This window comes from Microcoleus sp. A2-C3 (genome assembly GCF_036706065.1).
GTDB lineage: Bacteria > Cyanobacteriota > Cyanobacteriia > Cyanobacteriales > Microcoleaceae > Microcoleus.
Map to the genome: position 1 here is coordinate 44,896 of NZ_JAUBVX010000025.1, position 26,786 is coordinate 71,681.

General features: G+C 45.4%; 30 protein-coding genes. 14 read left to right on the top strand and 16 right to left on the bottom strand.

The window, feature by feature from the left end; genetic code table 11:
* Positions 1-10 precede the first annotated feature (10 nt).
* The 6 genes from QUB66_RS15430 (at position 11) to QUB66_RS15455 (ending at position 2,479) form a co-directional block, all read left to right on the top strand.
* Entirely contained in the window at positions 11-244 is a 234-nt protein-coding gene (locus QUB66_RS15430; protein WP_332966120.1) for a hypothetical protein, read from the top strand.
* Positions 245-247: 3 nt separating this feature from the next.
* Positions 248-604, top strand: a complete 357-nt coding sequence (locus QUB66_RS15435; protein ID WP_332966122.1) for a hypothetical protein — start codon at positions 248-250, stop codon at positions 602-604.
* A gap of 196 nt (positions 605-800) precedes the next feature.
* Positions 801-1,610 carry a TIGR02391 family protein gene (locus QUB66_RS15440; protein WP_332966123.1) on the top strand — a complete coding sequence of 270 codons (810 nt, stop codon included), beginning with the start codon at positions 801-803 and terminating at the stop codon, positions 1,608-1,610.
* Between the two features lie 39 nt (positions 1,611-1,649).
* Positions 1,650-1,829, top strand: coding sequence for a hypothetical protein (locus tag QUB66_RS15445; RefSeq protein WP_332966125.1), 180 nt, complete (start codon positions 1,650-1,652; stop codon positions 1,827-1,829).
* Between the two features lie 18 nt (positions 1,830-1,847).
* Positions 1,848-2,267 carry a GIY-YIG nuclease family protein gene (locus QUB66_RS15450; protein WP_332966127.1) on the top strand — a complete coding sequence of 140 codons (420 nt, stop codon included), beginning with the start codon at positions 1,848-1,850 and terminating at the stop codon, positions 2,265-2,267.
* 5 nt (positions 2,268-2,272) lie between these two features.
* A complete protein-coding gene (locus QUB66_RS15455; protein ID WP_332966129.1) occupies positions 2,273-2,479 on the top strand; it encodes a hypothetical protein in 207 nt (68 codons plus the stop codon).
* Between the two features lie 79 nt (positions 2,480-2,558).
* Here QUB66_RS15455 and QUB66_RS15460 read toward each other — a convergent pair whose 3' ends face one another.
* The gene (locus QUB66_RS15460) at positions 2,559-2,762 is read right to left on the bottom strand and encodes a hypothetical protein (RefSeq protein WP_332966132.1); all 204 of its coding nucleotides are present in this window, start codon (positions 2,760-2,762) and stop codon (positions 2,559-2,561) included.
* Positions 2,763-3,121: 359 nt separating this feature from the next.
* On the opposite strand from QUB66_RS15460, the gene QUB66_RS15465 reads away from it, so the two are divergent.
* Both QUB66_RS15465 and QUB66_RS15470 read left to right on the top strand, forming a co-directional pair.
* Positions 3,122-3,421, top strand: a complete 300-nt coding sequence (locus QUB66_RS15465) for a Rieske (2Fe-2S) protein (RefSeq protein ID WP_265238830.1) — start codon at positions 3,122-3,124, stop codon at positions 3,419-3,421.
* Positions 3,422-3,423: 2 nt separating this feature from the next.
* Positions 3,424-3,582, top strand: a complete 159-nt coding sequence (locus tag QUB66_RS15470) for a hypothetical protein (protein ID WP_265238831.1) — start codon at positions 3,424-3,426, stop codon at positions 3,580-3,582.
* On the opposite strand, the gene QUB66_RS15475 is transcribed toward QUB66_RS15470, so the two are convergent.
* Positions 3,555-6,419: a TIGR02921 family PEP-CTERM protein gene (locus QUB66_RS15475; protein ID WP_332966133.1), complete on the bottom strand. Its 2,865-nt coding sequence runs from the start codon at positions 6,417-6,419 to the stop codon at positions 3,555-3,557. The genes QUB66_RS15470 and QUB66_RS15475 overlap by 28 nt on opposite strands.
* The gene (xrtO, locus tag QUB66_RS15480) at positions 6,397-8,004 is read right to left on the bottom strand and encodes an exosortase O (protein ID WP_265238833.1); all 1,608 of its coding nucleotides are present in this window, start codon (positions 8,002-8,004) and stop codon (positions 6,397-6,399) included. Before xrtO ends, QUB66_RS15475 begins: the two co-directional genes overlap by 23 nt.
* A gap of 123 nt (positions 8,005-8,127) precedes the next feature.
* Between xrtO and smpB the strand changes: the two genes are divergently transcribed.
* From smpB to QUB66_RS15495, 3 genes are all read left to right on the top strand, one after another.
* Complete coding sequence (gene smpB / locus QUB66_RS15485) at positions 8,128-8,595, top strand: SsrA-binding protein SmpB (protein WP_265238834.1); 468 nt, start codon at positions 8,128-8,130, stop codon at positions 8,593-8,595.
* A 554-nt stretch (positions 8,596-9,149) separates the two neighbouring features.
* Entirely contained in the window at positions 9,150-9,836 is a 687-nt protein-coding gene (locus QUB66_RS15490) for a tetratricopeptide repeat protein (protein ID WP_265238835.1), read from the top strand.
* Positions 9,833-10,063 carry an Osc7112_2153 family protein gene (locus QUB66_RS15495; protein WP_265238836.1) on the top strand — a complete coding sequence of 77 codons (231 nt, stop codon included), beginning with the start codon at positions 9,833-9,835 and terminating at the stop codon, positions 10,061-10,063. The genes QUB66_RS15490 and QUB66_RS15495 overlap by 4 nt, the downstream gene beginning before the upstream one ends.
* A 253-nt stretch (positions 10,064-10,316) precedes the next feature.
* On the opposite strand, the gene QUB66_RS15500 is transcribed toward QUB66_RS15495, so the two are convergent.
* The 10 genes from QUB66_RS15500 to QUB66_RS15545 all read right to left on the bottom strand — a co-directional run bounded on the left by QUB66_RS15500 (position 10,317) and on the right by QUB66_RS15545 (position 19,590).
* A complete protein-coding gene (locus QUB66_RS15500; RefSeq protein ID WP_332966136.1) occupies positions 10,317-11,756 on the bottom strand; it encodes an IctB family putative bicarbonate transporter in 1,440 nt (479 codons plus the stop codon).
* Between the two features lie 257 nt (positions 11,757-12,013).
* A complete protein-coding gene (locus QUB66_RS15505; protein WP_265238840.1) occupies positions 12,014-12,907 on the bottom strand; it encodes a sensor histidine kinase in 894 nt (297 codons plus the stop codon).
* Positions 12,908-13,357: 450 nt separating this feature from the next.
* Positions 13,358-14,803 carry a 1-acyl-sn-glycerol-3-phosphate acyltransferase gene (locus tag QUB66_RS15510; protein WP_332966139.1) on the bottom strand — a complete coding sequence of 482 codons (1,446 nt, stop codon included), beginning with the start codon at positions 14,801-14,803 and terminating at the stop codon, positions 13,358-13,360.
* A 411-nt stretch (positions 14,804-15,214) separates the two neighbouring features.
* Complete coding sequence (locus QUB66_RS15515) at positions 15,215-17,227, bottom strand: ribonuclease catalytic domain-containing protein (protein ID WP_265238842.1); 2,013 nt, start codon at positions 17,225-17,227, stop codon at positions 15,215-15,217.
* A gap of 302 nt (positions 17,228-17,529) precedes the next feature.
* The gene (rpsR, locus tag QUB66_RS15520) at positions 17,530-17,745 is read right to left on the bottom strand and encodes a 30S ribosomal protein S18 (RefSeq protein WP_265238843.1); all 216 of its coding nucleotides are present in this window, start codon (positions 17,743-17,745) and stop codon (positions 17,530-17,532) included.
* A 164-nt stretch (positions 17,746-17,909) separates the two neighbouring features.
* Positions 17,910-18,098, bottom strand: a complete 189-nt coding sequence (gene rpmG / locus QUB66_RS15525; RefSeq protein ID WP_265238844.1) for a 50S ribosomal protein L33 — start codon at positions 18,096-18,098, stop codon at positions 17,910-17,912.
* Between the two features lie 38 nt (positions 18,099-18,136).
* Positions 18,137-18,670 carry an RDD family protein gene (locus QUB66_RS15530; protein ID WP_332966141.1) on the bottom strand — a complete coding sequence of 178 codons (534 nt, stop codon included), beginning with the start codon at positions 18,668-18,670 and terminating at the stop codon, positions 18,137-18,139.
* 106 nt (positions 18,671-18,776) lie between these two features.
* Positions 18,777-19,064 (bottom strand): type II toxin-antitoxin system RelE/ParE family toxin, encoded by a 288-nt coding sequence (locus QUB66_RS15535; RefSeq protein WP_321161648.1) that lies wholly within the window; start codon positions 19,062-19,064, stop codon positions 18,777-18,779.
* Positions 19,039-19,269: a hypothetical protein gene (locus QUB66_RS15540; protein ID WP_265238846.1), complete on the bottom strand. Its 231-nt coding sequence runs from the start codon at positions 19,267-19,269 to the stop codon at positions 19,039-19,041. The genes QUB66_RS15535 and QUB66_RS15540 overlap by 26 nt, the downstream gene beginning before the upstream one ends.
* Before the next feature lie 99 nt (positions 19,270-19,368).
* On the bottom strand, positions 19,369-19,590 hold the full coding sequence (locus tag QUB66_RS15545) for a nucleotidyltransferase family protein (RefSeq protein WP_321161649.1): 222 nt from the start codon (positions 19,588-19,590) through the stop codon (positions 19,369-19,371).
* A gap of 38 nt (positions 19,591-19,628) precedes the next feature.
* Between QUB66_RS15545 and QUB66_RS15550 the strand changes: the two genes are divergently transcribed.
* Positions 19,629-20,507 (top strand): SGNH/GDSL hydrolase family protein, encoded by an 879-nt coding sequence (locus QUB66_RS15550; protein WP_332966143.1) that lies wholly within the window; start codon positions 19,629-19,631, stop codon positions 20,505-20,507.
* Between the two features lie 233 nt (positions 20,508-20,740).
* On the opposite strand, the gene QUB66_RS15555 is transcribed toward QUB66_RS15550, so the two are convergent.
* The 3 genes from QUB66_RS15555 to QUB66_RS15565 form a co-directional block, all read right to left on the bottom strand.
* Entirely contained in the window at positions 20,741-21,643 is a 903-nt protein-coding gene (locus QUB66_RS15555; RefSeq protein ID WP_332966144.1) for a DUF4436 family protein, read from the bottom strand.
* 184 nt (positions 21,644-21,827) lie between these two features.
* Positions 21,828-23,324, bottom strand: coding sequence for a carotenoid oxygenase family protein (locus QUB66_RS15560; protein WP_332966146.1), 1,497 nt, complete (start codon positions 23,322-23,324; stop codon positions 21,828-21,830).
* Positions 23,325-23,512: 188 nt separating this feature from the next.
* Complete coding sequence (locus tag QUB66_RS15565; protein ID WP_332966147.1) at positions 23,513-24,961, bottom strand: folate/biopterin family MFS transporter; 1,449 nt, start codon at positions 24,959-24,961, stop codon at positions 23,513-23,515.
* A gap of 221 nt (positions 24,962-25,182) precedes the next feature.
* Here QUB66_RS15565 and QUB66_RS15570 point away from each other — a divergent pair, with 221 nt between their 5' ends.
* Entirely contained in the window at positions 25,183-25,473 is a 291-nt protein-coding gene (locus QUB66_RS15570; protein WP_332966148.1) for a hypothetical protein, read from the top strand.
* 71 nt (positions 25,474-25,544) lie between these two features.
* Complete coding sequence (locus QUB66_RS15575) at positions 25,545-26,720, top strand: serpin family protein (RefSeq protein ID WP_265238852.1); 1,176 nt, start codon at positions 25,545-25,547, stop codon at positions 26,718-26,720.
* Positions 26,721-26,786 lie beyond the last annotated feature (66 nt).

Sequence of the window (26,786 nt, forward strand, 5' to 3'; positions counted from 1 at the left end):
TGTGATGTCAATGAAAGTGTTTTTTCACACTAGAAGCCCGCAGGAACGGGGTTGGTCTAACAACGAAACACGAGAGTTTGCCCAGATTCCCATTGTGGGGGAGTACGTCGCAACTGCGATCGACAGTCCTTGGTTTTGTGTTCAGCTAGTGGTTCACACGCCTTTTGATTGTGAATTTGACGCGGAGGTGTACGCAGTTGCTGCGGATCACAACGAAGTTCTAGAGATTGCTCAGGCAAATTAAGCGATGACTAAGAAAGTCTCAATTGATTACAATGATATAGCTGCAATTGCCTTTAAATCTGTCCTTCCTCATGGTTGGAGAAGCCTTATCCCTGGTTATGACATATGGAAACTATTGATTGAACCACTAGCTCAGAAGGTTATTGATGCTGCTACTTTAAGTCAGGGGAATGATATTGAAAATATCAAGGAAATAATTAGATCCGGCAAAGAAAACGGGGTCGATGAGTTAGAGATAAAAATTGCCAAAGAAGCAGGTATAAATATTGGTACTAACCTAAATGAAATAGGTATTCCTTGTAATGTGAATTTTAGAGTTGGGTCCCAAGGGGAGACTGTTATTAACATAAAGTACAAGTAGAGAGATACAAGTACGAGCATTGCTGAAACTGTAAGTTGTTTGATTTTATATTAGTAATTAATATATGAGACGAAAAAGAGAAGTTGTAGCAGCACTATTAAAAAGTCTTTCTATCCTGGAAAGAGCGCGAGCAGTTAAACTAAATCGTTAGACCTCCAAACTGATAACTAATCAATAATAGAGATTATTTTTCTATATGACACCACAATTACTTGAACAACTTGTGCAGAAAATTCACGAACTTCAGACACTTATGGTGACAGTTGCAACAGGTGAAGCACGTATTCAGGAAAAAGATGATGAGTATAAGCAGCTATATATGGAAGTGAGTTTGAAGCTGGAATCTCTACAAAATGAAGGCTTCAATGTTGAGAATCCAAATTCTTTTAGATCCCTGTGGGATTGGTATAATTACTGGTCAGCTCATTTAAGTAGTTATGCTTTACGTCGTCAGTATGTTCAGGAAGTTTACGAAAAGGTTCTAACACCATTTGAAAATACTCTCTACAAGCATCGCGCAAATTCGATGTCGAGTGAAGAACTAATTGACGACTTGCAGCGCAGGTTAGGTCAGATGATACCTGAACCCCAGACTAGCTTCAAATTTACAATCAATTCTTTGCATCCAAAAATTATTCAGCGGTGCCAGCAACAGTTTGAATTGGGACAGTATGATGATGCAATATTCAATGCGATGAAAACTGTCGAAGAAGAAATTCGAGCTCGTGCATCAGCAGAACCAACTGATCTAGGAGTTAAGCTGGTTTCAAAGGTTATGAGTCCTAATCAACCAAAGCTAATTTTTAGTGAAGTAAATTCAGAACAGGAGGCAGCACAGTCTATGTACCGAGGCGCAATCGGTAGTTTTAAGAATCCACTCAGCCATCGTTTCTTGGATACCTCTGATCCAATAAAAACTTTTGAGATTCTAGGTTTTGCAAGTTTATTAATGCGTATGCTAGATGATGCAACAACTGTAACACCATCTAGCTCAAATGGTGTCTAACAACGCCCATGCACACCGACCGCAGAGAGTTGATCGGTTATGATGCAGAGGTTACTAGCGTCCAGTGAGTGCGAACGTTACATTTTTTACCGACAGGTGAAACCCGATCGCTCGCCCGTTTCCCATATCCTAGAAAAATACAAGCACGGCCCAGGCTCAAATCAGCTCGGACTCGATCGCCTTCTCTGTGCGATCGCGCAGGAAACCATCCGTAGTTGATGATGGTTGTAACAGAATTTGTGGGATTATGATTTCTGTGCAATTAGCCTTCTTGCCTTCATGCCAACGAATGATTCTGACATACAAATCCAAGCGCGAAGAATTCTAGACGCGATTGCTTTCATTCCTTTTGAGCAATGTCAACCTTTGACCCGTGGGTTTGAGAGCATTCCTGCGCGTCCTGGCATTTATGCAATCAGGCACAGAACTGATGGATTGCTCTACATCGGTAAAACCAAGAGTTTACGAGGTCGCTTCAGTGGCGGGCACAAAGCTTTTTTGTGGGCATGGCTCGATAAATATAGCGATGAAGACATACGGATTGCAGTACAGACAATTTCTCATTGGGAGAAGCCTGCGTTACTATTGGAGCTAGAAGCCATCATTCTAAGAGCTACTGAACCCCCTTACAACGTCCAAATTCCAACTGAGATGTAAACGCCATGCAAGCCAAACTTCAAGAGCAACTTTCCCTCGCTGATGCCGAAGTTATTTTAGGACGTTTCCCTGAACGAATTCGTGCTGCCCTAATTGCTCGTGCTGCGGAAATTGAATACCCAATCGAAGCTGTCATTGAAATGGCGATCGCTAGTTTCCTTGACACAGAGGCATTAGGTTTTGTAGATTGCAAACCAGGACGCGGACAATAACAGCGTCAATTGGCGATCGCGACGGTCTAACAACCAGGTTGGATCGGACTACCGAAAGATATTGGTGGTGATGCAAAAGTTATTTGTAGCCACTTAACCGGAACGTTACATTTTTATTTTCCCAGATGTGAAACACGATCGCGCTAGCGATACGCAGTATTATCGCCCGCAACTTCTTTAGATCGATCGCCCTTTTCCCATATCCTAGAAAAACACAGGCACAGCCAAGGCTGAAACCACCTCGGATCGCCGAATCTGTGCGATCGCGCAGGAAACCATTCATAAATGTGCAAAACCAGGCTGATTTAATGGCATCACGATCGTGTTTGAACGTAAGTTTTCAGCACCTGTTTGAGTGCTTTGCCTGCTTTTCCCATGCCTCAGATTGTCTCAGAGGGCGATCGTTTTGAGTTTTGCCTCTGTCAGCGAGTAGAGTCCGCTGCAACCAGCCCAAAAGCCGGGTGAAGTTATAGCCTTTCGAGCTCTCATATGAGGTACTATCGGGCATAGGGCATAGGGCATAGGGCATAGGGCATAGGGCATAGGGCATAGGGCATAGGGCATATCTCACTTTTTTGAGAACCGCTATATAAAGATTTTGCGTAAGTCTAGACAAAATTCATTTCGGAGCAAAAATATTTTATGTGGGTAGAGATAACAGCGCTGAATCAAGTCCCAGAATGGGATATTTTAAAGGTAAAAGTTGAGGATACTTCACTGATTTTGAATCGCCAAGGTGCGAATGTCACTTGTTACCGCAATGCTTGCACTCATTTAGAATATCCGATCGACATGGGTAAGGTTGATAACGGCATTATTACCTGTCCGTTTCACAAATATCGGTTCAAGTTAGATACTGGTAAGTGTTTGAATTCACCCGATTCCCTGGAATCTTATCCGGTAAAGATCGAGGGCGATCGCGTTTTTGTCGATATAGATTAGTCATGATTTACCCGGTTTCTGAGTCCCTGGGCGATCGCCAGAAACCGGGTTTCTGCGAGAATTTGGCTATCCTGACCGGAATTTGGTTAAGAAACCCGGTTTCTGAGTCCCTGGGCGATCGCACTTTTCACTCTCAACCTATCACTTTGGCGCGCCGCTGACGGAGAAAAACCGCCAAAAGCCCGATCGCCCCAACGATCAAAAGCAACCATTCTTCCGGTTCAGGAACCCCAGAAACATTCAAAGGATTGCTAGGTTTCGTCAACTCCTCCTTACCAGATTCTACCTTTCTTTCAAATCGATCATTTTTAGCTTCCGCCGCCTTTAGCTGCTCCCTTTGCGCATCATTAACCAACACAATCATCGAAGAATAGGGCGTCACGACTTTAAAGGTTTTAGCCAGTGAGTGCATCGCATCCAACTGAGTCAACTGATTGGAAGTTTTCTCTTTACTAAGTGCGGTGATTAACTGCCGCGCAGCTATCGGTTTAAAACCTTCATTTTCATCATCTGTAATTTTCGGAATCGCTGCCGCCTTCGGAGTTTTGCTGTAACTCCAAACATAGCCATCAACAACACTAATTGTAGACTTACCCGATACTGCTGTCGTCGCCACTCGCTGCATAGCCTCTGTGATATTTGTCGCAACTCCGCCGCCGCTATCTTGAATCAGCTTTAAAGTTCCATCATCATAACCGGGTGGTAAGCCTCCCAAATGCACAGTCCATAGGGGTGAGGGCATGGAAATTGCGTTTTTGCGATCGTCCGATAACTCGTAACTATGGCGATCGCTCACCAAGAATACAGTATCATAACTTTGATCACCGCGTAACTTTGCAAACTGTTGCAGAATATCCTTAAGTTGAAGCGTACCATAAAACGTTAACTTTTCCACATCAAAACTCCGCAAATCTTCCACCAACTTCGGCGGCATTCCCGCAGCACTCGCCACATACAAATCAACCGTATTTGCTTTTACAGTATTCGCTTTCAACCATTCAAAATTCTCCTTAACCTCCTTCATTTCCCCCGCCATACTGCGGGAAGTATCCAGAATCACTGCAAACTTTTTGCCCTGCGGTAGCGAATAATTTGCATCAACCAGCGGCTTAGCAGAAATCGTATTTTTTCCCGGTAAATTCGCCAGACGCGGTATTGCTTGCTGCTGCGAAACTGCTGGTACAAAAGTCGGCAACCAAGTTTCTTTTGCCTCTGTGCTACTATATTTAATCTCCTTTCCCCCTATAACTCGGCGAGTATTTTGATTCCAAAAAATATTGCGTTTTTCAGCCAAAATTGGCATCGCCCAACCCTGTGGCTGTCGCATCACTTTATAAGTCAGCCACAAATTCATCTCCGTTGGCGCGTTAGTTTGCGTGCGCGAAAACTCTCGTTTACGCGGGATTGGAAAAGCTCGCAAACGGTATTGTTTCGGGCCAACTTGTTCGAGCAAAGCCGGATCTACCCTTTCTCTCACCTGCTGGTTGTAAACTTGTTGTGCAGCACCTCTGGGCGATACCGTAAATACAAAACGCTTTTTCAAATCCCCAGTATCGCCCAGCCAAATTCCTGTAACTGCGGCGCTTTCTGGCAGTGAAAAGTAATAGAATACTTCCTGCAAGTTCGGCGTTTGATTTTTGTAAACTTCGTAGAGTTGAACATCAGCCCAATCGCCATTTTCTGTGAGTGTAACTTCTTGCGATTGCAACCATACTTTTTCCTCATTGACATTCAGCAAACCTGCCTTAGCTTCTTCGCGGTTAGATGTTGACTGCACCGCGTGCTTTACTGCTGCTGCGTCGCCTTTTTGAATTTCGGTATCGAAGAATCCAGCATAGAGTTTTTCGGCTTTTTTAACATCGGAAGTAGAGCCTTGATACAAAAACGGCGACATTAAATAATTGTAGCTGTTCTGCACGTTCCGAGCCGCGCGATCGGGCAAACTGAAAGTATTTTTGTACATCTCATAAATGTGGTTGTTTTCTCCCACAGTGCTGAGGTAGCGGTACGGAGATAAATAAGCGTTAACTAAGCCCGATCGAATCATATCAGATTTGGCTAATAAAGTTTGACGCGCAGTATCATTGGCTGCGGGAGTTGCCAGTATTTTCATTGCTTGAATTTGGGGTTGCTGTAGCAAAGCTGCGAAAATCGCCAGCCAAGCCGCCATAACTCCCAAGCTGCCCATGATTGCTTTATTTTTTCCGTATTGGGAAGCAAAACTGTTTAATATTTTGCGCGCGGATTGGATGTAAAGAAAGCCGTAAAGTGAAGGCATTACCACGAATAAGCTGGAAGTAAGACCAAACAAAATTAAGGATAATGGTAGCCACCAAATTATTTCAAATGAATTGTACTTTAAAGACTCTATCAGTGGTGTCACCCAGCCAAAACTAAAAAATCCAACTATGCTCACAAGTGCGACGGGTAAAGCATAAAACATCAGCAAGGTTGCCGCCCAAGTTCCCACTAACAACATTAAGCTGTGAAATCCTAACTGTATCCACGCACTTCGCTTGTTTCCCAGGAATCCCATCAAACTTGGCTGTTTTTTGTCAGAATTTTGAGATATTGAAATATCTTCAAGCTTTTCTTGTTTACCCAAATATCCGTAGAGCATTTCTACTAAAAATGCTGCGATGCACAAAACGATTGTAGCGATAATTAGCGAGCTAGCTGGATTCAGTTCTCGCAGCATAAATAGCCTAATTAAGCAGAGTAAAAATAACGGCGCTTCTACTCCGTAAAATAAGCGCATTAGCTGTAGCGGTTGCCTTTGAAAACGCCTTGCTCCGACTATGGTAAATACTGTCGGTACTGCGATCAGTGCTGTTAGAGTCAAGGAAAATTCAATGGGAATAATTCGGTCTATTGTTGCTTGGATTAAGGGAATTGCCAGGTACGGCAAAATTCCCAGATAAACAATTGACAAAAATGTCATGTTCCACACCCAGAAAATAATTTTAAAAATTGCATCAAATACCTGCTTGGCTTTCATTTTTTGCTCCTTTTAAGCTTTGTTTAACAGCATTATGTACGTTAGCAGTAAACTCTTGTACCTCGGTATTATCAGGATTTACGGAACTGTCAAAAAGAATAGAAACTAGCACCCAAGTCTGATTGCGATGGGTGATGTCGCTGCCGATGCGCGACAAGAAGTTATCTGTGGTTTGCTGGGAAGATTGCAGCCAGTATGCAGCAGATAGTTGGTTATTTTTGAGAGACAGCCAGCGCGCTGTTATAGCAGGAGTTAGCTGTTTTTTTTCTATGCGATTGACGGGGATGCCGCTGGCGACAAAGCACAACTCTGGTGCGTGATAGGTTTGCCAAGATGTGCTGGCTACTGTCAACATGGAACCGTTTAAGTTGCCGGAGACAAATCTCTTTTTTTCGGTTTGGGTGTCTGGGTAATTGCCGAAGAATTTTTCTTCGCTGGCATTCAGGGGGATTGCTTCGGATAGGATTTGTGTCGGTAGTTGCAAAGGGGCGATCGCCAATTTGTCACTTTCTACATGATATAATTGAGCAATTACTGCCAAAACAGCTACTGCCACAATTAGTCCGGGTTTTGCCAGAGGCTGATTTTTCAGTATTTCTGAATGTTGTTGCGAGTTAAAATCACTTTCTTGGTTTGCCTGAAATTTGGGAACTTGTTGTAGCATCAACCAACTTACAAAACAAGCGCAGACTAAACCCACAATCCCTAGAGGTACGTGGAGCATTTCTGCATAGGTTGGCTGTTGCCAAGCTTGGGCTACCAGCACTAACACGACAACCCGCAAAGCGTTAGCAGACAACAACATTAACAAGTTGGCAGCGCATACTGCTAGCCATTGAAAACTCAATTTTCGGCTTTCTAACCAGGTAGCCATTAGCAGAAATAGCGTGCCGACTAATAGGGTTTTAATGCCGCTGCAAGGCACGTCAACCTGAGCGATACCGTTTTCCAAAATCAGGATATCGTAAGAAGAAATAGCTCCTACGTGCAGGATTGAGAGCAATTGTTCTACTACATGAGCAGTCATTACTCGCGCGGGTAAACCCAATCCGCTATTAAACTGGTTGCTGAAGGGTAAAATACAAGCCAGTAAGCCGGCTATTGGCAAGTTTTTTTGCCAAAAATTCGGCTCCGCAAACAAGCCGCACAGCCCGTAAGTTCCGAGGATAAATAGCAGTACGGTAAGTTGTGGGATATCTATTATGCACCTTGTGCCGATCGACAAAACACCTGCACCCAACATCAACAGCAGCGGATTGCGCCTCAAAACGATATTTGGGGAAAGGGCGCTCCTCTTCGTTGATGAGCCTCCCGTAGAGGCGGGCTTCGCTAACGGGCGATCGCCCGAACTGAGCGATCGCACTACTAATGCTACAATCAAAAAACCAATTGCTATCTTGTACAGTGCCGGTATCTCAACAAACGAGGATAACAGCCACTTAACAGCCGAGATATTGGCCCAAAACCAAGCAAGAGCCAGCAAAAAAGGAGCCAGCCAAACCAAATTAACCGCCTGAGAGGGACTAACAGAATCTGAAATTCCCGAATCGGGAATATTGGTGCGCTGCATAATACCGCTTGACATTCACATTGATGAAATCTTAGCTCAGCAAAATTGGTAATGCCTAGACCTGTAAATTAAGTTTTGTCAAGCTTCTATTTTCTATACATAAATGTTAGCCTTATAATAATTTTATCGGAGGTAAAAATGAGCGAAAAAAGTACAGGATACAAGATTCTTAGCGACAACCGACAAGCGCGCTATCTGTATGAAATTATAGATACATATCAGGTCGGCATCGAGTTGAAAGGAACCGAAGTCAAATCAATTCGAGAAGGAAAAGCAAATTTGCGGGACGGATATGCCTTGGTCAAAAACGGCGAAATATGGCTGATTAACGTTCATATTTCGCCCTGGAGAAGTGCTAGCAACTATTTTAATCACGAGCCTCGCCGCACCCGCAAATTGCTGATGCACAAGCAAGAAATCCGCAAATTGATCGGCAAAGTCGAAGAAAAAGGCTTGACTTTAGTGCCGTTAAAAATGTATTTGAAAGGTGGCTGGGTAAAACTTGATATCGGTTTGGGGAAAGGGAAAAAATTGTACGATAAGCGCGAAGATTTGAAGAAACGGGAAGACAACCGGGATATGCAGCGCGCAATGAAGCAATTTTAGTCAGTAGTTAGTAGTTAGTAGTCAGTAGTCAGTAAGCTGTTATGCTTTTAAATTGTGTGTCAAGAAACAATCAAAGTCTTGTGGGGTAGGCATCTTGCCTGCCCCGAATATTCAATTTAAATGGCCAACAGCTTAGTCAGTAGTCAGTAGTCAGTAGTTAGTAGTTAGTAGTCAATAGTCAGTAGTCAGTAGTCAGTCACCTCTCAACTGTCTACTGTCCCCTATCTGCTGTCCAGACTAAGTATTATTACTTATTTTCGTAAGCATCCTACCCGCTTCCCGCTTCAATCTTCAATCTTTCTGAAAATATCCGGATTGCTTGTGGAGTCCCACGAAAGATTAACCTATGCTCGAATACATCTACGTAATCACAGCATTACGCCAGCATTCGGTTGTGGAATTGCAAACCAGAAATGAGAAATAGGCTCAAGCTTGAGTCATTTCGTAAAATTATGATGCCATGAGGGTGGTAATTAAATCTAGACAAGAAAATATCCCAACTCTCAAGTTAAAAGATGCTAAAAACGACACCGTTAGCTAAAATTTTTAATGTCATGAAAGAGCCAACAAAAAAGCATCATCAGTCCAAATGGGCGGCATTTCTACTGATGTTAGCAGTAGGCTTTGGTGGCTGGCAATTTGGGTTGCCAGAACTCGCCTCACTGTTTAACAATAAAGGCTTGGAAAACTATAAAGCCAATCGATTGGCTGATACTCAAGAAGCCTATGAGTTAGCGCTCTCCGTAGATCCCAAAAGCCGACCAGCTCTTTACAATTTGGGATGGCTTTGCGAAGAGGTGCAAGATTTAGAATGCGCCAGAGGAAAATATCTGCAAGCTGCAAAACTCGGTATGCCTGCTGCTTACAGCAATTTGGCTCGATTATATATAGTAGACAAAAAAAACTATCCTGCTGCCGTTCACTTGCTGTGGCAAGGTTTAAAGTTAGCTGAGGACGATCGAGTAAAATATTCTTTACTCAAAAATTTGGGATGGGCTCGGCTGAAGCAGGGTAGATATTCAGAAGCATTGCAGCATCTGGATGCAGCAATTAAGCTGGATAGCGAAAGACCAGCAACTTACTGCTTAAAAGCGCAAGTCCTCGAAGGGATGAAAAAGACGAAGGAGGCGCTACCACAGTGGAAGATTTGTCTAAAGTATGCGGATTCCCAAGAATTCGATGAGGATATATGGATAGGAATGGCACGTCAACGATTAAAAGAGGAAAAAACAAATAAATGAAACGCACAGTTTTGCTTTCATCAACCATACTGGCAATTATAACGGTACTGGAGCTAAGTCAAGCCTCAAGAGCACTGCCAACTCCTGCGACTGTTAAGCCCACAGTGAATGAATCAGTCGAAACGCCGTTCAACTCGAATCAGTCAACGTGGCGGCGGTGCAGAGATAGAAATGGTGGAAATTATCCGTGTCCTAGGTTCGTCATGCCTCCTACGAGCGAAGAATAAGAGTTATTTTCAAGGAATTTTTTAGAGTGCGCCATCAGCACTTTACATCCACAGGTATGTAGTATGTAGTAGTAGTTGTGTAGGTGCGCATTGCGCACCTTATACCATTTGAGATTTTAGATTAAAGAATTGAGATTAAAGAATTGGAAATGACTGATGACTATCATCGCTTGCAGCTTGCCTAAAGCTGCATTCTTTTTTTGAACTAGCATCCGCAGGCCTGCGGGGAGAAAACCCCGCTACCAGTTTCTCTCTACTCGCCCTCGGTTAAAGCTGAATCTTGTTGCTGTTGCGAGTTGCTGTAAAAACTAGCAATAATCGCCACCATCAACCACCAAAGCATATTAACTTCTGGCCGGTACCAAACGGTATCGACAAAACCGTGAGCCATCATGCCAGTTAAAGTTGCGATCGCCCCAATCAACCAAAACCCCTGATTCGAGTTAAGATTTGGGGATGCTTCCTGCGAGTTAGAGATGTTAAATTGGGCATCGCGCAATCTTTTTATCTGCAATAAACCTTGATTGACGGTGACAGTCATCAGCCACAGGAAACACATTAAACCGATAAAGCCTGTTTCTACAGCAATTTCGAGCAGCACAGAATAAGCGCTCAAAGCAGTGAATTTTGGCTTCATATAAAGCGGATAAACTTTATTAAAAGCAGTATTTCCCGGCCCAATGCCGATAATTGGCCGATCGCGAATCATGTCAATCACCGCCGTCCAAACATTAATCCTAAAATTGTTGCTGCTGTCACCACGACCGATAAACATACTCGAAACTCGATCGCGCAGAGGCTCCACCAAAGCCACTCCCAAAATTAACGCCCCAGCCAAACCTCCTAACCCTAACGGCAGCGCCCAAGTCCGCCAGAACCTAGGCATCAAAGGGCTGTACCAGTACCAAAGCAGCACCAAAAACACCACAAGCAGAGCCACAAAACCGATCCAAGCACCCCGGCTGTCGGTGTAGCGCAAACACGCACAATTCACCACCAGCATCGTCAGCGCTAAAAGTTTGGTTCCCCATCCTTGCCACACAAAAAGTGCGGCGGCGCTCAAGGCAATGGCTGGAAGCAAATAGGAACCCAGCAAGTTTGGATTGCCCAAAAAGCTGTAAACTCGCGTGACATCAGCTTGAGTAGAAGTTGGATCGTTCCAAGTAGCTAATGGTGGCACTTTATCAATCCACTGCCGCACGCCATAGAAACTGACAACTAGAGCGACATTCAAATATACGGCGATTAACCACGATCGCAGTCGGGGATCTCGCAAGATCCGCGCCATCATGGCAAAAAATAGCAAATACAGCGTTAGCTTCGTCCAACCTGTAAAAGCGGCGGCTTTCACCGGCGACATCGCGGTGGCGACGGTAGCAATGCCCCAGTACAAAAGTACCAGTAAGTGAATGGGTGTGAGGGCGATCGCGCGATCGTCCGAAACAGTCAGCAGCACCCAAAATGCAGCACCAGCAGCCATCAACACCCCCACTAGGGCATTATTCACAAACGGGCCCATACCGAACGTCAAGGCCAGCAAACCAAAACCCAGGGGTTCAGCCCACTGCATCAGCCAGCTACTCTGTCGCCAACTACGCACATTGCCGATCGCCAGATTCAATAAATAACTGCCACTTTGCCACTGAGAGAGCGGCAAATTTGCCAGAGTTAACTGTTGCCAAACTGAATTCATTTCTATTTTATATTTGTACTTAGTAATCTGTAATTGGTAATTGGGTAATTGAGAATTGCTAATTGAAAATTAGAAGTTGGTAATTGCCAATTGGCAATCGGTAATTTACTACCATCAGCTATCAATTGAAAACTATCAATTGAAAACTATCAACTATCAACTGTCAACTATCAATTGAAAACTATCAACTGTCAACTATCAATTGAAAACTGTCAACTATCAACTGTCAACTGTCAACTGTCAACTGTCAACCGCTTTTACCATTCCAACAACTCCGTAGCATTGGTGCAGGGGAGCCAGAGCACGTAGCGATATCCAGATTCTGGAGTGCCCTGAATCGAGAGTTGGCCGCCCTGAATTTCCACCAACTGGCAGCAAAGCAGCAGCCCCAAGCGTTCCCTGGCGCCGTAACCAGCTAACACAGGTGCGGTATCCGCAGCATCCTGGGCCACCAAAGCCGCCAACTCAGAAAACGCCAGCGTTAATCGCTGGGAACCCTGTGTCTGTTTCGGGAGTTGCGGTTCGAGTCCGAGGGAACTGGTTTCGGAGTTCGATCGCGCACCGCTATCGGCTCCGACCTTCTGCAAGTAGTCGGAGTAGAGTTTAGCATGGGGCAAACTTTCTCCCAACCAAGGATGAAAAACCCAAACTCCGATGTTGATACCGTCTTCTTTCCGAGAAAGGTGGACTCGAATCACGCTGCCTGCCCCAGCAGATTGAATAATGCTAAAAATTAAGTGGTGCAGCATTTGCTGAACTTTATCCTTATCCGCCAACCAGATGCGCGGCCCGGGCCCCATCGACAAGTTAATTTCTTCTTCTCGTCTACTTGCCGCCGGCGAGAGGGTTGTCACCACTTGCTGACACAAAGTTTCTATATCAATTGCGGTTCGCTTCAAGGTGAAAGCGGAATCATCTAGTTCTGCCAGTCCCAAAATTTCTTCAACTAGCGATCGCAAAGACTGGCTGCTGTCTTGGATCACATCAATATATTCTTTTTGCTTGCTGGTTAATGGGCCATAAATTTCTTGGTTCAACACGCTCGTCATGCCGATGACAGAAGTGAGCGGGGTGAGCAATTCCTGGGCTAAATAATTCAGCAATTTTAGCTTGATTGAGTTAGTATACAAATCTATATGTTTGTTATTCATCGGTTATTTTTGTTGGTTCATTGTCGAGCGTTTATTGTTGGAACGAGTCCGGTTAAACCATTCTAATTAAGTTGATCATGAAAAATTAAATCCTCAAACATATAAATTCTTCTATCAACAAGTTTATTGTCAGTGATTAACCGGCACTGGATATTAGTTGCTGTTAATTATACATCTTCTCCAAGTTTATAACAAGTTGTTTGCTTCATGACCAATCAAAAACGGAGCGGGAACAGAAAGGCAAGATATAGCGGTTGACAGTTGACAGTTGACAGTTACATAGTATGAGAATCAAACCGTTTAGGTTACAGGGTTATAGAATCTATTCATGACATTATTTATGTCCTAACCTATGTGGCGGTTGCTATATCATCCTTATTTTTGCTTCTCTCTTCTTGATTCTCTCTTCCTACTTCTCTCTTCGTATTCCTAATTGCAAATTTGGAGTAATTAAGATTTAATCATTCCTTCTAAAGCTGATTGCAAGTCTTGGGTGAGTTCGGCAACTGCTAAACGGCGGCTGGTTTGATATGCCTCCCAGCGATCGCCCACTGATATCGGTTCGCCCACGGTCATTTGCACCTGCTGCTTGCCCAAAGAAGGGCGGCCAAAAGGATTTCCGCCTTTGATGCGAGCCAGTACGTCCCATAGCAGTAAAGTTGTCTCTGCCAAACGTTCTGCTGTCAGCTTTTCTTCGACGTACCTGCCCGTGACGGACACGAAACTTTCTACCAGTCTCATATGCCACATCCGCAGACTTGCTTCTTCGGCGAGGCGATCGGCTAATCCTCTTTCTAAGGAAGAAAGTGCTGCAATATCTTTGATATCTTCTCGATAAATATAGTCCCAGCCTGCTTGTTCCAGACGGCGGCAGCGGTCTATTAAACTGCCTTTGGGCTTTAAGTAAAAATATTCTTCTGCTACTTGCAAAGCCACGTCTAACAGTGCTGTCAGTCGAGCTACCATCACTTCATTGCTCGAATCATTGGTCGTTGTGTCTGGTAGGGATAATGATGTTAAAATCGAGGTTGTTGGTTGTATCTTTTTATGATAAAAACGGCTGTAAAACTCTGACATTACTGTTAATAAGTGGCTGCCAAGTCGAATCAGTCGCAGATATTGAAATTTGTGATTTTGGTCTTCTGGAGCGGAATTTTCCGCCTCTAAATTGGCAACATTGGTGCGATCTAAGGGTGGCAGTCCGCAATCTATTTCTAATTGAGTTAAAAGTTTTTCTAAGGGTTCCCAAGGCGGATTGACATAACGGTATTGAATGCCGATCGGCACAATTAACACTTTTTCCTCAGTACGTCCGGCTTTCAGCAAATCTTCAACGCACCAGAAACCCATTTGAGCGATTCCCGGTTCCAGGGGGCTAACTATTTCATTATGACCGTTGGTAGCGCCTTCTGGGGCGGCGGCGATCGGGAATTGGCTGTTAGCAAATAAATCGCGGGCCGATCGCAATCCAGCGCGATCGATCTTACCGCGCACAATCGGAGTACCACCGAGGCGAGAATACAGCCAGCCGACGCCAGAACCGGCCCACAGGGGAATTCCGCGATCGTAGATAAAGTGGGAATGTACGGGGAATTGCAGGGGAATGCCTTTGGCGCGCGCCGCCTGGGGAACGAGTTTCCAAACCAGTTGTCCCAAACAGTAGGGATCGTCGCAGTTGGGGTGGCGGAAGGCTAGCAAGAAACGAACTTTCTGATTTTGAAATTGGTGGAATAATTCGGCGAGGGTTTCGACGTTTTCGGCTTGAATGTGGCTGATATTCGTCTTAAATCGCAGCCACCAAGGGAGTATTTGCTGACAACCCTTGACTACTAGGGGGTTGTAGGCTGGGGGTATGAATTCCAGCGGCGGCTGAACTTGGTTAATTGAATTGGGCATTTTGTGATTTTAGATTTTAGATTTTAGTTAAGACGTACGGTTGAAACCGCCTCTACAGAAACAAAACCCGGATGCGCGGGTTGAAGAGTGAGCAGTTTTAACCGAATAGCGTTTAGAGAAGAACAATTAGACTTCCTTTCACAGGTGTGTATCTCCCATAAATTCGTGAGATAAAATTCGTCTGAGATTGCTAACCTAAGCGTATTGGTTTCTAGCTAACTAACCGTAGGGTGCGTCAGGCAGAAAATTCTGAGTCTGCCATCCTTATATTCTCACCTGACGCACCCTACAATAGCTAACTAACCGTAGGGTGCGTCAGGAGGAAAATTCTGAGTCTTTGATCGTTACCTTCTCACCTGACGCACCCTACAATAACTAAAATCTCAAATCCAAAATCCAAAATCTCAAATCCTATTGTGCCGCTTCCAGAATCACTTCTTGGAAGTTAATCACATCCGATCGCGGATCGCAGTGAGTGACTTTGACTTCTAGCCGATCGCCAATTTCGACCGATCGACCAAATCGCATCGCCAATTCCAAACCCAACTCTTCCAACAAAATCAAAGCAAGATTGCTATCTTCCCTCAACCAGCGCAGCATCAAAGCTTCCCAAACTTCATCAGGATTGCGCCGCAAATATTCCAATCCCCAATAGCGGTTAGTTTGGCGTTCCACGGTAGAGGCTTCTCTAACTGCGGTACCGAGACACATCACAATATCCTGTATTTCTTGGGCCGAAAAAGGCAGGGGCTCATCCCGCAGATGGGCTTTAATTTGGAAGTGAGTCAACAAGTCGGTATAACGGCGGATGGGAGATGTAACTTGAGTGTAGGATTCCAAACCCAAGCCTGCGTGCCGTCCTGGGGTCAGACCCATTTCGCTGCGGGGCATACAGCGGCGCACGGCGCAAGCACGGGCTGGGCCTGCGGGTACGGCTAGCAGTTCTTCCTCTGGGGGGAGTTCTGGCTGCGCCTGATAGCGGTAGGGAATTGGTAGGCTGTGTGTTTGACCGTAGCGGGCGGCTAATTCGCCAGCTAAAATCATCATTTCGGCTACTAGCAGTCTGGCTGTGGAGTCGTCGATGACGTGGATTTTGATCTCGTCGCCGTTGACTTTGATCACCGATTCGGGCATGAAAATGCTGATTGCGCCTTGGGCTTCCCGCCATTTTTGGCGCAGTTTCGCCAAAGTGGCGATCGCGCTTATTTCCGGTTCTGCTTCGATTCCCAACTCCAGCATTTCGTCTACATCATCGTAGGTTAAGCGGTAGGTAGGTTTGATCTTGCTGATGTGGATGCTGTAATCATCTTGGGCGGCGCCTGTTTCGTCTAAGGTGACGCTAAAGCTGAGGGCGCTACACTCTTTACCTTGAATTAAACTCATCGGCCCGGTTGCCAAAGCTGGAGGAAACATCGGGATCATGCCCGTGGGCAGATAAACCGTAGTGGTGCGCTTTCTGGCTTCGAGGTCGAGTTCGTCTCCGGGGGTAAGCAAGCGGGTGGGATCTGCGATGTGTATCCACAGGCGCTGCTGGCCGTTTTCGAGGAATTCTAAGCTGAGCCCGTCGTCGATTTCGGTGGTGCTTTCGTCGTCGATCGTGTAAACCTTGAGGTGAGTTAAATCGAGACGATCTGCATCGGAGTCGGTTGAGGGTTCTTTTAGGCAGCTTTGCGCCACTTCTAATACCTTTGCCGATAGTTGTAGAGGAATTTGGCTGCGCCGCAAAAACAGGTTTTCGTGGGGACTCCACAGGCCGAGATCGACTAAAAGCCCAAATGCTGCTTCGGGGTTTTCGGGACGTTGTAAGCTGGCTAAAGTTTCTAATGCCGGCGTGCGATGGGTTGCTTCTTCTCCGAGGGTGGCAAACCGTTCTAGGGCATCGAGGCGAGTTCGATCGCTAGGAAGCCAATCTACATTATTTTCCCCAGCCAGTCGCTGTTTGACTCGATCCCAAAATCCTTGGGATTCTTGGTGTCGTTGCTGTTCTACTTCTTGCTGGTGTTTGATTTCGGCTACTTGGGCGGCCGATCGCGGTTCGTAGCGATCGCCCTTTTGTTTGAAATACAGTTTATCAGTTGACAGCAAACAATAAGCTGCATAACATTGCGCCGGAGTGCGATCGGAAAATAGTAAGATTGCCAGGGATTCGGGGTCTGTATTTTCTCCGTCATCCACTAGCAGTTCCCAAGCCACTTCTAGACTCGATGGATCTGAGTAACCTTCTACTTCTTTAATAAATTTGGAAATGTCGGAGGGTTTGTAAGTTTCTCCGACTGTTTCGTAGCTGATTTGTTTGGGCGGTATGCTGTGCGGTTGACCGTTTTCGTCTACGACAACCCAGTTTTTCTTGCCGTCGGGGCGATCGGCAACTGCCAGACGACGGTCGCCGTGCACTCTAAATTCTACTAACGTTCCCTTCTCCACTTGGCAGCTTTATTATTTTATATTTGATATTTTTACTATTACCATTTATCTGGTTACGATCTGGGATTTTAGATTTTGGATGTTGACAACTTTTACATCAATTGTTAAAAATAACATCTAAAAAGTTATGCTTTTCATCCTTTAATCTTTAACTTTTGAGATTTTGACTAAGACTTACGCAGCAGCGACTCAATACAAAATATTGCGATCGATTAGCGACCATCGCTGGCGACAAAAAGACGTTGTTTTCGCGTAAGTCTTATTTCCAGTCCAAAATCTAAAATCTAAAATCCAAAATCCAGTTAACCTTCTTGGTTTACGAAGGGCATCAAAGCTACAATTCTTGCTCTTTTGATGCTACGAGTCAGGTCGCGTTGCTGTCTTGCCGTCAAACCGGTAATCCGGCGGGGCAAAATTTTACCGCGTTCTGTGACGTATTTTTTGAGCAAATCGACATCTTTGTAGTCGATCGGGTCTCCTGGTTTGATTGGCGAAACGCGCCGGCGAAAGTAAGTCATGGTTTGTTCTTTGTTGACTGTTGACTACTGTTAACTGTTAGTTCCTAGTTATTAGCCGTTAGTTGCTAGCCGTCAGGAAAGCATTTGTTAGTTATCTGCTGTTCGCGGGTCAATATCAATTGCCAACTACTGATGACTGATGACTAATGACTAATGACTAATGACTATTTGATCTCTTTGTGGCCAGTGTGCTTGTTGCAATGGGGGCAGAACTTTTTGAGTTCCAGCCGCGCCGTCGTGTTGCGACGGTTCTTGGTGGTGGTGTACCGAGACACGCCTTTGGAGCGTTTGCTCGCGTTGGTTCGGCACTCAGTACACTCTAGGGTAATTATGATGCGGACGCCTTTAGCCATAATTCTAAATAAATTTCGACTAATTTAAACACAATTTATTATCTTCTCACATTGCTCTGCACTTGGTCAAGCAATCTTCTAACTTTGATGTCGAGGGAGTAGCCGCGCTTGGTTCCGATGACCATCGTCCCGCTGAGTCGATCGTGAAAAGCTTGGGGAAACCGGGCGGTGTCGATGAAGGCAGTGCTACAGTCGATCGCCAGCGGCAGCATCAGCAGCAAGACGGCGGCGTTGGTGGATGTGAGTCCGCCTACACCCGCAAAGGCTAGGGCGGCGCAAATGCCCAGCAATCCCTCGCGCTTGCAAAGTTCCTGCACTCCGGGAATCCGTTGGAATCTAGCATCGGCAATTTTCATGTCCAACGCCCAGCGCCCGAGACTTTGACCGTGGTTTTTCCTGACGATGGGTACGCGCAGGATCATCCACAGTAGGACAAAAAAGATGGTTTGGGCGATCGGATTAGTGCCGAGAAGCAAGCTGGGCAACCCAACTGCGATCGCGTCGATGCAGAAAGCAGCAGCGCGACGGCCGATCGATACTTTCGGAAGCAGGGGAACTAAGTCGGAACTCATGGGCAAAAAAAAAGAATTACTTTGAAATGCGTAAGTCCTGTTTCTATCGTAATCGAAATCAAGGGGCTTGGAGCCGTAGGGCATAGGGTCAAGGCGCAGCTACATATTAATAAACCTCATCATGGCTTCCAATATCAACCAATAGAATCACCATTTCTAACAATTCCTCATCTTCAGAGAAATTAAAAATTATTCTGCAATCATATGCAACAGAACAAGACCATAATCCGGCTAACTCCCCTCCTAACTTGTGAGACTTCAAAGATGGCGTAAATGGATCATCTGCCAATAGCCTTAACACCTTAGCAATTTGATCCTTTAATTGTGGATTTTTCTTTGTAATCTTCCTAAAAGACCGATTAAATCCACTACTCCAGACAACTTCCATCATCATCTCCTAGTAAATCTGCGATCAAATCATCAACGCTTCCCCTCTTTGCTGTCCCATTCTTAAAAGCTTCCATCACTTCCTTAGCATTCGCCAAAATTTCATCCCGCCGATTCTCGACCCGTCGCTTGCGGATCAACTCAAACAACTGATCCTGATCTTCTATTGATAAACTCTCGACCTGAGCGATAATTTCTTGTAAAGTCATCATACAGCCTCCTTTAAAGTAAAATCAACGAAATATTTCGCCTCCGCCAAAACCCGATCCTTAATCAAATGGCTTAATCCTTGTTCCGTCACAATATCTATCTTATAAGCTAACATATCTTGCAAATCCATCAAGAGCATCGCCTGGGAACCAAGGCGAAATTTTCTGTAAATCATAATCCACCAAAAGGTCAATATCACTACTCTCATCGACAACACCCCGCGCCACCGAACCAAACACCCGTACATTAAACGCCCCATGTCGCAGCGCCACCGCCAGAATATCCTCGCCCTTGGATTGTAATAACTGTTGTAGTTTCATCATACAATTTCCTCAAGCATCAATTTAATACAAACTGCGTAATGTCTCCAAATGTACGCGCGGCGAAGCTATCCCGTAGGGAATCGCCCCGTCCCCAATCCCCCCTGAAGCAAGTTTTAATCAGACTTGCTCTCGCCGTAATTGCGGTTGTTATCATCTTCAACATTCCTCACTCCTTAATTCCCATGTTTAAAGAACCCGTATCCGAAGCATCGCCGCCGCCAGAAATCCAGAACGTGCTCGCCGGCAAGCGCAAAATTGTGACTGTGGGCGACAGCATCACCGAAGCCGGGAAATACCCCGGAGGTTACGTTTGGCTGCTGCAACGCTATCTGAATGCCCTGTATCCCGATCGCCAAATCGAAGTCGTCAACGCCGGCATCTCCGGTAACAAGGCGAGTGATATGCAGGCGCGTTTTCAGAAAGATGCGATCGACAAACAGCCAGATTTAGTCATGATTAACGCCGGAGTTAACGACGTTTGGCACGCTTTCTTCGACTTCCAAAAGCTTCAGTTTCATCCGCAAGGCAACCTAGCCGCCGGAGTATCGCTGGCAGAATACATAGACAAAATAACCCAAATGGTGCAGGCAGCCAAAGCCGCCGGAATTCGAGTCGCCCTGCTTTCTCCTACTCCCATTCGCGAAATTCTAGACGGCCCGGAAAATCGCCGACTGCAAGAATACGTAGCAGCCATGCGAGAAATTGCCCAGCAAAATCAGTGCTTATTTATTGATTTGAATGCACCTTTTCGCGAAGTAATCGGCACCTATCAAAAACACGCGGGAAAAACTCTGAATTTGTTAGCAGCCGATGGAGTTCACCCGAATCCATCGGGATATCGAATTATTGCTTTTACTATCTTGCGCGGCTTGGGTGTACCCGCCCAGGATATTGAGAACTTGCAGGTAAAAAAGTAACGAAGAAGTTCGGCAACGGATTCTGTAGCGGATGTAACGGATTAACCGATTCACTTAATTCAGAAGCAACCTAGTCTTTACAATTGCTGCGCTAAGAGTTTTCTTCGGACATTAGGGTTAACTGAACCATATTGAATCATAATATCTTGTAGGGGCGGGTTCACCAACAATCTCAAGCAATAATCGAAAATCTCAAAAACCCGCCCCCACCCAATAGTTATGTCGGGGCAGGTTTACTCATCAACCGGCGGATGATACCGCTTCAACCAACAGCTACCGATAATCACCAACGCCACCACAACAATAATTTCAGTCCAAAAAAACGAGAGGAAATCGCTAGCAGTTCCCACTGGTGGTACTCCCGGTTGAGAGTTGCGAATGGCAGGAAAAGCAAACAACATCACACCAGTCCAACTCAGCATTCCCACTTCCGGTAACTTGCCAGATTTCATCACCTTTAATGCTAGCAGCAGCGCCATACTTGACAGCACCCACATAATCACAATAATCACTAAAGCAAAGAATTTCACCGGAATCGAGCGAGTTGCAGAAACATCAATATAAATAAAGATAGACGAATTCTCTTCCATCGGCTTATAACTGATGTCAAAACCGGGAACATCGGCATTAAAATTAAATTCCAGCGGCACGGGATTCAGTTCAAAGGGAGCAAATTTTTTGCCGATAGAAGCCAGCGGATCGATTGAAATAGCCACTTTAGCAATGTGCGTATCAAACGGATAATTATTAATTTTTCCCTTGACTAAGTTAAACTTTAATGCAGGGACAATCATCGGTTTGCCTTCTTTAAAGGTAATTTCCGAATCCACTACATTTGCGCCATTAACTGTCATTAACAAGTCTTGAGCGGGGTAAGTCGGCCCTTTTTTATAGATACCTTTTAGTTCAAACTGTAAACGGGTTTCTAATTCATTTTTAATCGGGTCTACCCCAATTACCGTCATTTTGACCTCAACCAAGCCTTTGGGGGCTACAGTGCTTTCTGGAGCTGGCTTGTAAGGTTCTTGGGCATTAGCATTATGAGAGTAAATAGATAAGATAATTGCCAAGCTTACGGCGATGCTGCAAATTAAAATAAGTATTTTTTTGAGATTTAATTTGTTGACATTTTGCATTTCTTATAGATATTTTACATCTTGAATAGTTCAGGAATTACGAACAGGGACTAAAGAAACCGGGTTTTTTACCATAACTTCGGGTAGTAAGCAAGTATTTTCGTAAAAAACCCGGTTTCTGGGCACCGTGTAAGAGGCGGACTTTGTTTGTCTATTCGCGATTTTAATTGCCGACTATTACGAACTACGAATCCATAGGAAGCAGTACATTTGGTGTAAAACTGCCGTGCAAACCGTAGGGAATGTGCTGTTTTAAATGCAGGCGCGCTACTGGGCCTTTGGTGATGTCGCTAGCATCTAAAATCACTAAGGTCGATCGATGATTAGCTGCATCATACATCAAAACTAGCAGCCAGCCGTCATCCTCCGCCATAGCATCGGGACGGGGAACAAAGACAGGTTCTCCCGCAAAACCGCGCGGCGCAACACTCCACACTTGCCTTTCACCAGTCACGAAATCAACTTTGAGAATAGCTTGCAAAGGAGCATTCCCCGTGGGAGAATCTGCGGCACCGATGTAAAGATATCGGTAAGGTTGTCCGACATTATTTGGATGCAAAGTCGGAAACTCACAGCACCGACTTTCAACAACTTGATGCTTGACAGTTTTCTCGTTTAAATTGAGCTGAAACCGCCACAATTCCCCCGCTGGAATAGTGTTAAAATCAATCTCCAGAAAATCGCCGTCATGTTCTACTGTTGGAAATGATTCGTAGCAAACTGAGTCCACAAAAACTTCGCCGTCTTCTTCCCATGCGTTGCAGTGGTGGAAGACAAAACAAGGTTCGGTTTCTAATATCTTCACCTCGTCAGTGCCGTTGCGGGGAATTAAAATTGCTTGCGTGGGCTTGTTTGGCGAAAATTGAATGCACTGGGCCGCACTCCGAAATCCTAACAAGAATGGTAGGGGATTGAAGCTGACGGGATTTTGGAAGAATATGCAGTAATTCGGGGTAATTACCATGTCGTGCAGGAAGGCAAAACCGGGGATTGCGTGGGCGTGTTTTTGTAAAAGTTTGCCGCTTGTGTCGAGTTCGTAAATGGTAATTGTACTTGATAAACCGGGCTTGACGGAAAAGTTGACTAATCTGTCTCCGGCTCCATTTTTGCCTTTTTCAATTCGGGGGTGGGCGGCGAAGGCTTCACCGGGTTCTAAGATGCCGTCTAGGGTGTCTAATCCGAGTGTTTCTAGGCTGCGGGGGTCGAGTCTGTAGGGCTGTGCTGCTTCCCAGAGTGCTAGCAGTTTGTCGCCCCAATAAATGATGTTTGTGTTGGCTATGTTTTTGATTTTGACATCAAAGATGTTGGCTGGCCAGCCTCCGGGTTTCTGTGTGCCGAAAACGCCTCGGTGCAGGATTTTTCCGGCTTTTTGTTCGGCGAGGTAGCCTTCGGTGCGGACGAATCTGTTGCGGAAGTGGGCGCGGCCGTCGGAAATTGCGATCGCACAAACCATCCCGTCGCCGTCGAAGGGGTGATGGATGCGCTGGCCGTTGACATCTAGCAATCCGGGCCCGTTGCGAAAGAATGTGCCTTGTAAGCCTTCTGGGATTTCGCCTTCTATGTCGTCAATCCAGTAGTCGGATTCGTTGGGTTGGGATTCGTAGCCGCGCTGCCAGTCTGTGCGATCGTATGATAAGCTTTTGGCTGCTATTTGAGATTCGGAAGTTTGTAAGTTTTGCATTGGTGGAATAAGTTTTTATTGATTTAACCGCAGAGGGCGCAGAGGGCGCAGAGAGAAAGAAATAAAGTAAGAAAAAAGGAGATGAAAGGAGATGAAAGGAGATGAAATCAAACTAGAAAGATATTCGCAGTCAATTTTCTTCCTTCTTCCTTCTTCCTTCTTCCTTCTTCCTTCTTCCTTCTTTTGCGTTAGTCAGATCGGCGTTTTTCTGATCTGACTGTCGGTACTAAGTCTGGAAAGTATTCGGGTATGAAGTTCTGGCCGCCTTGTTTTGCGCCTCCTAGTTCTGGTTGTAATAAGGGGAGTAATTCTTGATTGTTTTGGTCGCTGAGTTCTGCATTTTCTGCGGGAAGCCAATTTAGGAATGGCAGGGGTAGCAGTGTGGAGAGGTTGGTGATGGTTATTAGCAGCCAGAGGTTGTCGAAATTGCGATCGGTAATTCCGAGTAAGTGGGTCAAAAGTGCACCGCCTTCGTGGGAAATAAGTCCGGCTAAGTTGGTGACTGACATCAGCACTGCAAATAATGTGGCTTCGACACCGGGAGGACACAATCGCGCTGAGAGCACCAGCACTGGCATATAGGCAATTTGTCCGATTACTGTCAGGATCAGGCTGTCTCCGATGCTGAACCACTGGTCGTCTATTCCTAATGCTCGGTTGGCATGAGTTACTAATAATAATGTAGTCAAGCCCAAGGCTGTTGCAATGACTGTTGACCAGCCGAAAATTACTCTAAATGGAATTGCTTTGAGGTATCGCTGAAACAGCCAAATGCCGAGGAGAGAAGCAATGCTGGTGACGAGGCGCACTCGACCGAGAAATTCTGGTTGAAAGCCTAGTTCGTTGGTTGTGAAGAAGAAGAAGGCTGAGTCGGAGCTTGGGGTGGCTTGCCACAGGAATAGAAAGGCGGTGGGCAACCAAATTGTTTTTTGGGTAACAGCTTGCCGCAGTTGTTTGAATTGGTTTTTTACTGTTGCAAAGTCGGTTTTTTTGTTGACTTTTTCTTCGGTAATTAACCAGGCTGTTGCTGATACGATGAGCGGGAATGATGCGGTAATTAAAAAGATGGTGTTGGTGCCCAAGTGTTGCATCAGGTAGCCGCTGAGGTAGGCGGTGATTAGTCCGCCGAGGGCTGATGCGCCCCAGGATAAGGATTGCAGGGAACCTGCGTCGGCGACGGATTCTTTTCTAGCTCTTTCGACTATGAGGGAGTCGGCGATGACGTCGCTGACGGCGAGGGAGAGGGAACTTAGGGCGATCGCCCCTGTGGCGGCCAGTGGCGTGTGTACAATTGTTGCAAGGCTCACCCATGCTGACGTGCCCAAGAGCCCGGAGAGGACGATGTAAGGTCGTCTGCGGTAGCCGAATATGGGCAAACCGTCCGACATGAAGCCGAACAAGGGTTTGATAATCCAAGGTAGGGCGACAACACCCATCATTGCTGATACTTCGGCCGGAGTCATGCCAAGATCGTCTTTCAGGAAGAAGCTGACGGCTAAGCGAGCTAGTCCGAGAATGCCTTGGACGAAGTAAATCAGTAAGATGGCTATGAGTTCGGGGGTTGGCTCATTCCCAAAGAATACTTTTTCTTTTAAAGATTCTTTGAGTTTGCTGGCGCCAGAGGGTGAAAGAAGCATTTTTGCAATATTTCTTAATGAATCTAAATATTATATAACACATTCTTAATGGGTTGCGGAAACTGTCGGAGGTGGGATATTAAGGTGACGGGCGACTGCCAGCGGGTATAAAATTGTGATGAGCTTGGATTTAAGGATTTTTTGCGATCGATGAAAGCAGAAATTAGAATTGTCTCTCTGGCGGTGGTTTTGGTTTGAGGATTTGGGGTTAATCTAGCCTTATGGCTCAGCGATTTCGATCGGTTTCTGTAGATGGCGTTGATGCGCCTGCTGATTTGTTTGAAAGAAATAAACACAATATTTCTCAGTGGCCGGTGGTGACTACTTTTCGTCTGGGAGAACGCTTGCAAGCGGTGACTGGAAATAATGCTAATCAAATTATGATTGCTGACTCTCAGGGTAAACCTTGGTTGCCGATTTCAACGGATAAGGGTAATTGTTTTGTGCGGGCTAACAGCCGTTTTATTAAGCCGATTAGGGAAAATCCTACTAATTTTAAACCTTTGAAATAAGGAACACTCACAATCACAGACGGGACGCCTGTCCCACTAAGAACGAACCATAAAAAAGGAGAACTTATTCAATGAAAATAAAGAGTTTAGATCATGTGACTATCTTGGTGAAAGGCAACAATGCTTTCGCGATCGACCTTTATAACAAACTGCGCCACGAAGAAGGAAACCTTTTCTTCTCTCCCTACAGCATCTCAACAGCGCTGGCGATGACTTATGCGGGTGCTAGAAGCGAGACAGCTTCGGAGATGGACAATGTTTTGCACTTGCAGCTAAAACAAAAGCACCTGCACCCAGCCTTTGCTGCACTGATAGCTGACCTCAATATGGGTCAAAATTCCGGCTATCAACTGAACACTGCTAATCGACTTTGGGGACAGCAGGGGTTTCATTTCCTTGATGTGTTTCTTCAAACTACCCAAGAATACTACAACGCTGCACTAGCATTTGTGGACTTTATGGGAGCTACTGAGGAGACTCGTTGGACGATTAACACTTGGGTGGCGCAACAAACTCAGGAGAAGATTCAAAACCTAATTTGTGCAGGGATTTTAACCAAAGATACACGATTGGTTTTGACTAATGCTATCTATTTCAAAGGCAACTGGGCAAGTCAGTTCGAGCCAATTTCCACAAAGGAAGAACCCTTTACAATTGCACCATATCGGCAGGTTAATGTGCTAATGATGTACCAGAAAGGAGCGTTCCGCTACGCTTCCCTAAAAGACCTAGAAGTGCTGGAACTTCCTTATGTGGGCGATCGGCTATCTATGGTGATTCTCTTGCCAAGGAAGCTGGATGGGTTGGCTCAGTTGGAGCAGCAATTGACAATCGAAAACTTGAAGAAATGGCTATCTTCACTCTCCCTAATGAGCGAGTTATTAGTTTGGTTGCCTAAATTTAAGCTGACTTCAGAGTTTGAACTCAACCAAGCACTTTCAGAGATGGGGATGCCGCTTGCTTTTGATAGGGAAAAGGCTGACTTTACTGGCATGACAACTGCGGAAACTGACTTATCTAACCTAAGTAATGAGCAAGGGCTGTATATCTCAGCGGTAATTCACAAAGCTTTCGTCGATGTGAATGAGGAGGGGACTGAGGCGGCGGCGGCTACAGCGGTTGTGATGCAGGATAGGAGCCTTTCACCAATGTTTAGAGCCGATCGCCCTTTTATGTTTCTGATTCGGGACACTCAATCGGATAGTATCTTATTTCTGGGTCGTATGGTTGATCCACTGGCTGATTAGAATTTAAAACGAAGGAACCGCGAAGGCGCAAAGGACGCGAAGCAAGAAAAGAGAGATCTCACAACT

Excerpts from the sequence above, each read along its gene's own strand:
- QUB66_RS15555 (WP_332966144.1), bottom strand. The coding sequence starts at position 21,643 with ATGCAAAATGTCAACAAATTAAATCTCAAAAAAATACTTATTTTAATT.
- QUB66_RS15475 (WP_332966133.1), bottom strand. The coding sequence starts at position 6,419 with ATGAAAGCCAAGCAGGTATTTGATGCAATTTTTAAAATTATTTTCTGG.
- smpB (WP_265238834.1), top strand. The coding sequence starts at position 8,128 with ATGAGCGAAAAAAGTACAGGATACAAGATTCTTAGCGACAACCGACAA.
- QUB66_RS15470 (WP_265238831.1), top strand. The coding sequence starts at position 3,424 with ATGATTTACCCGGTTTCTGAGTCCCTGGGCGATCGCCAGAAACCGGGT.
- QUB66_RS15505 (WP_265238840.1), bottom strand. The coding sequence starts at position 12,907 with ATGAATAACAAACATATAGATTTGTATACTAACTCAATCAAGCTAAAA.
- QUB66_RS15535 (WP_321161648.1), bottom strand. The coding sequence starts at position 19,064 with ATGATGATGGAAGTTGTCTGGAGTAGTGGATTTAATCGGTCTTTTAGG.
- QUB66_RS15565 (WP_332966147.1), bottom strand. The coding sequence starts at position 24,961 with ATGCTTCTTTCACCCTCTGGCGCCAGCAAACTCAAAGAATCTTTAAAA.
- QUB66_RS15490 (WP_265238835.1), top strand. The coding sequence starts at position 9,150 with ATGAAAGAGCCAACAAAAAAGCATCATCAGTCCAAATGGGCGGCATTT.
- xrtO (WP_265238833.1), bottom strand. The coding sequence starts at position 8,004 with ATGTCAAGCGGTATTATGCAGCGCACCAATATTCCCGATTCGGGAATT.
- QUB66_RS15430 (WP_332966120.1), top strand. The coding sequence starts at position 11 with ATGAAAGTGTTTTTTCACACTAGAAGCCCGCAGGAACGGGGTTGGTCT.
- QUB66_RS15435 (WP_332966122.1), top strand. The coding sequence starts at position 248 with ATGACTAAGAAAGTCTCAATTGATTACAATGATATAGCTGCAATTGCC.
- QUB66_RS15560 (WP_332966146.1), bottom strand. The coding sequence starts at position 23,324 with ATGCAAAACTTACAAACTTCCGAATCTCAAATAGCAGCCAAAAGCTTA.
- QUB66_RS15445 (WP_332966125.1), top strand. The coding sequence starts at position 1,650 with ATGATGCAGAGGTTACTAGCGTCCAGTGAGTGCGAACGTTACATTTTT.
- QUB66_RS15495 (WP_265238836.1), top strand. The coding sequence starts at position 9,833 with ATGAAACGCACAGTTTTGCTTTCATCAACCATACTGGCAATTATAACG.
- QUB66_RS15455 (WP_332966129.1), top strand. The coding sequence starts at position 2,273 with ATGCAAGCCAAACTTCAAGAGCAACTTTCCCTCGCTGATGCCGAAGTT.
- QUB66_RS15545 (WP_321161649.1), bottom strand. The coding sequence starts at position 19,590 with ATGATGAAACTACAACAGTTATTACAATCCAAGGGCGAGGATATTCTG.
- QUB66_RS15575 (WP_265238852.1), top strand. The coding sequence starts at position 25,545 with ATGAAAATAAAGAGTTTAGATCATGTGACTATCTTGGTGAAAGGCAAC.
- QUB66_RS15460 (WP_332966132.1), bottom strand. The coding sequence starts at position 2,762 with ATGAATGGTTTCCTGCGCGATCGCACAGATTCGGCGATCCGAGGTGGT.
- QUB66_RS15550 (WP_332966143.1), top strand. The coding sequence starts at position 19,629 with ATGTCTCCAAATGTACGCGCGGCGAAGCTATCCCGTAGGGAATCGCCC.
- QUB66_RS15540 (WP_265238846.1), bottom strand. The coding sequence starts at position 19,269 with ATGATGACTTTACAAGAAATTATCGCTCAGGTCGAGAGTTTATCAATA.
- QUB66_RS15530 (WP_332966141.1), bottom strand. The coding sequence starts at position 18,670 with ATGAGTTCCGACTTAGTTCCCCTGCTTCCGAAAGTATCGATCGGCCGT.
- QUB66_RS15500 (WP_332966136.1), bottom strand. The coding sequence starts at position 11,756 with ATGAATTCAGTTTGGCAACAGTTAACTCTGGCAAATTTGCCGCTCTCT.
- rpsR (WP_265238843.1), bottom strand. The coding sequence starts at position 17,745 with ATGACTTACTTTCGCCGGCGCGTTTCGCCAATCAAACCAGGAGACCCG.
- QUB66_RS15510 (WP_332966139.1), bottom strand. The coding sequence starts at position 14,803 with ATGCCCAATTCAATTAACCAAGTTCAGCCGCCGCTGGAATTCATACCC.
- QUB66_RS15570 (WP_332966148.1), top strand. The coding sequence starts at position 25,183 with ATGGCTCAGCGATTTCGATCGGTTTCTGTAGATGGCGTTGATGCGCCT.
- QUB66_RS15440 (WP_332966123.1), top strand. The coding sequence starts at position 801 with ATGACACCACAATTACTTGAACAACTTGTGCAGAAAATTCACGAACTT.
- rpmG (WP_265238844.1), bottom strand. The coding sequence starts at position 18,098 with ATGGCTAAAGGCGTCCGCATCATAATTACCCTAGAGTGTACTGAGTGC.
- QUB66_RS15465 (WP_265238830.1), top strand. The coding sequence starts at position 3,122 with ATGTGGGTAGAGATAACAGCGCTGAATCAAGTCCCAGAATGGGATATT.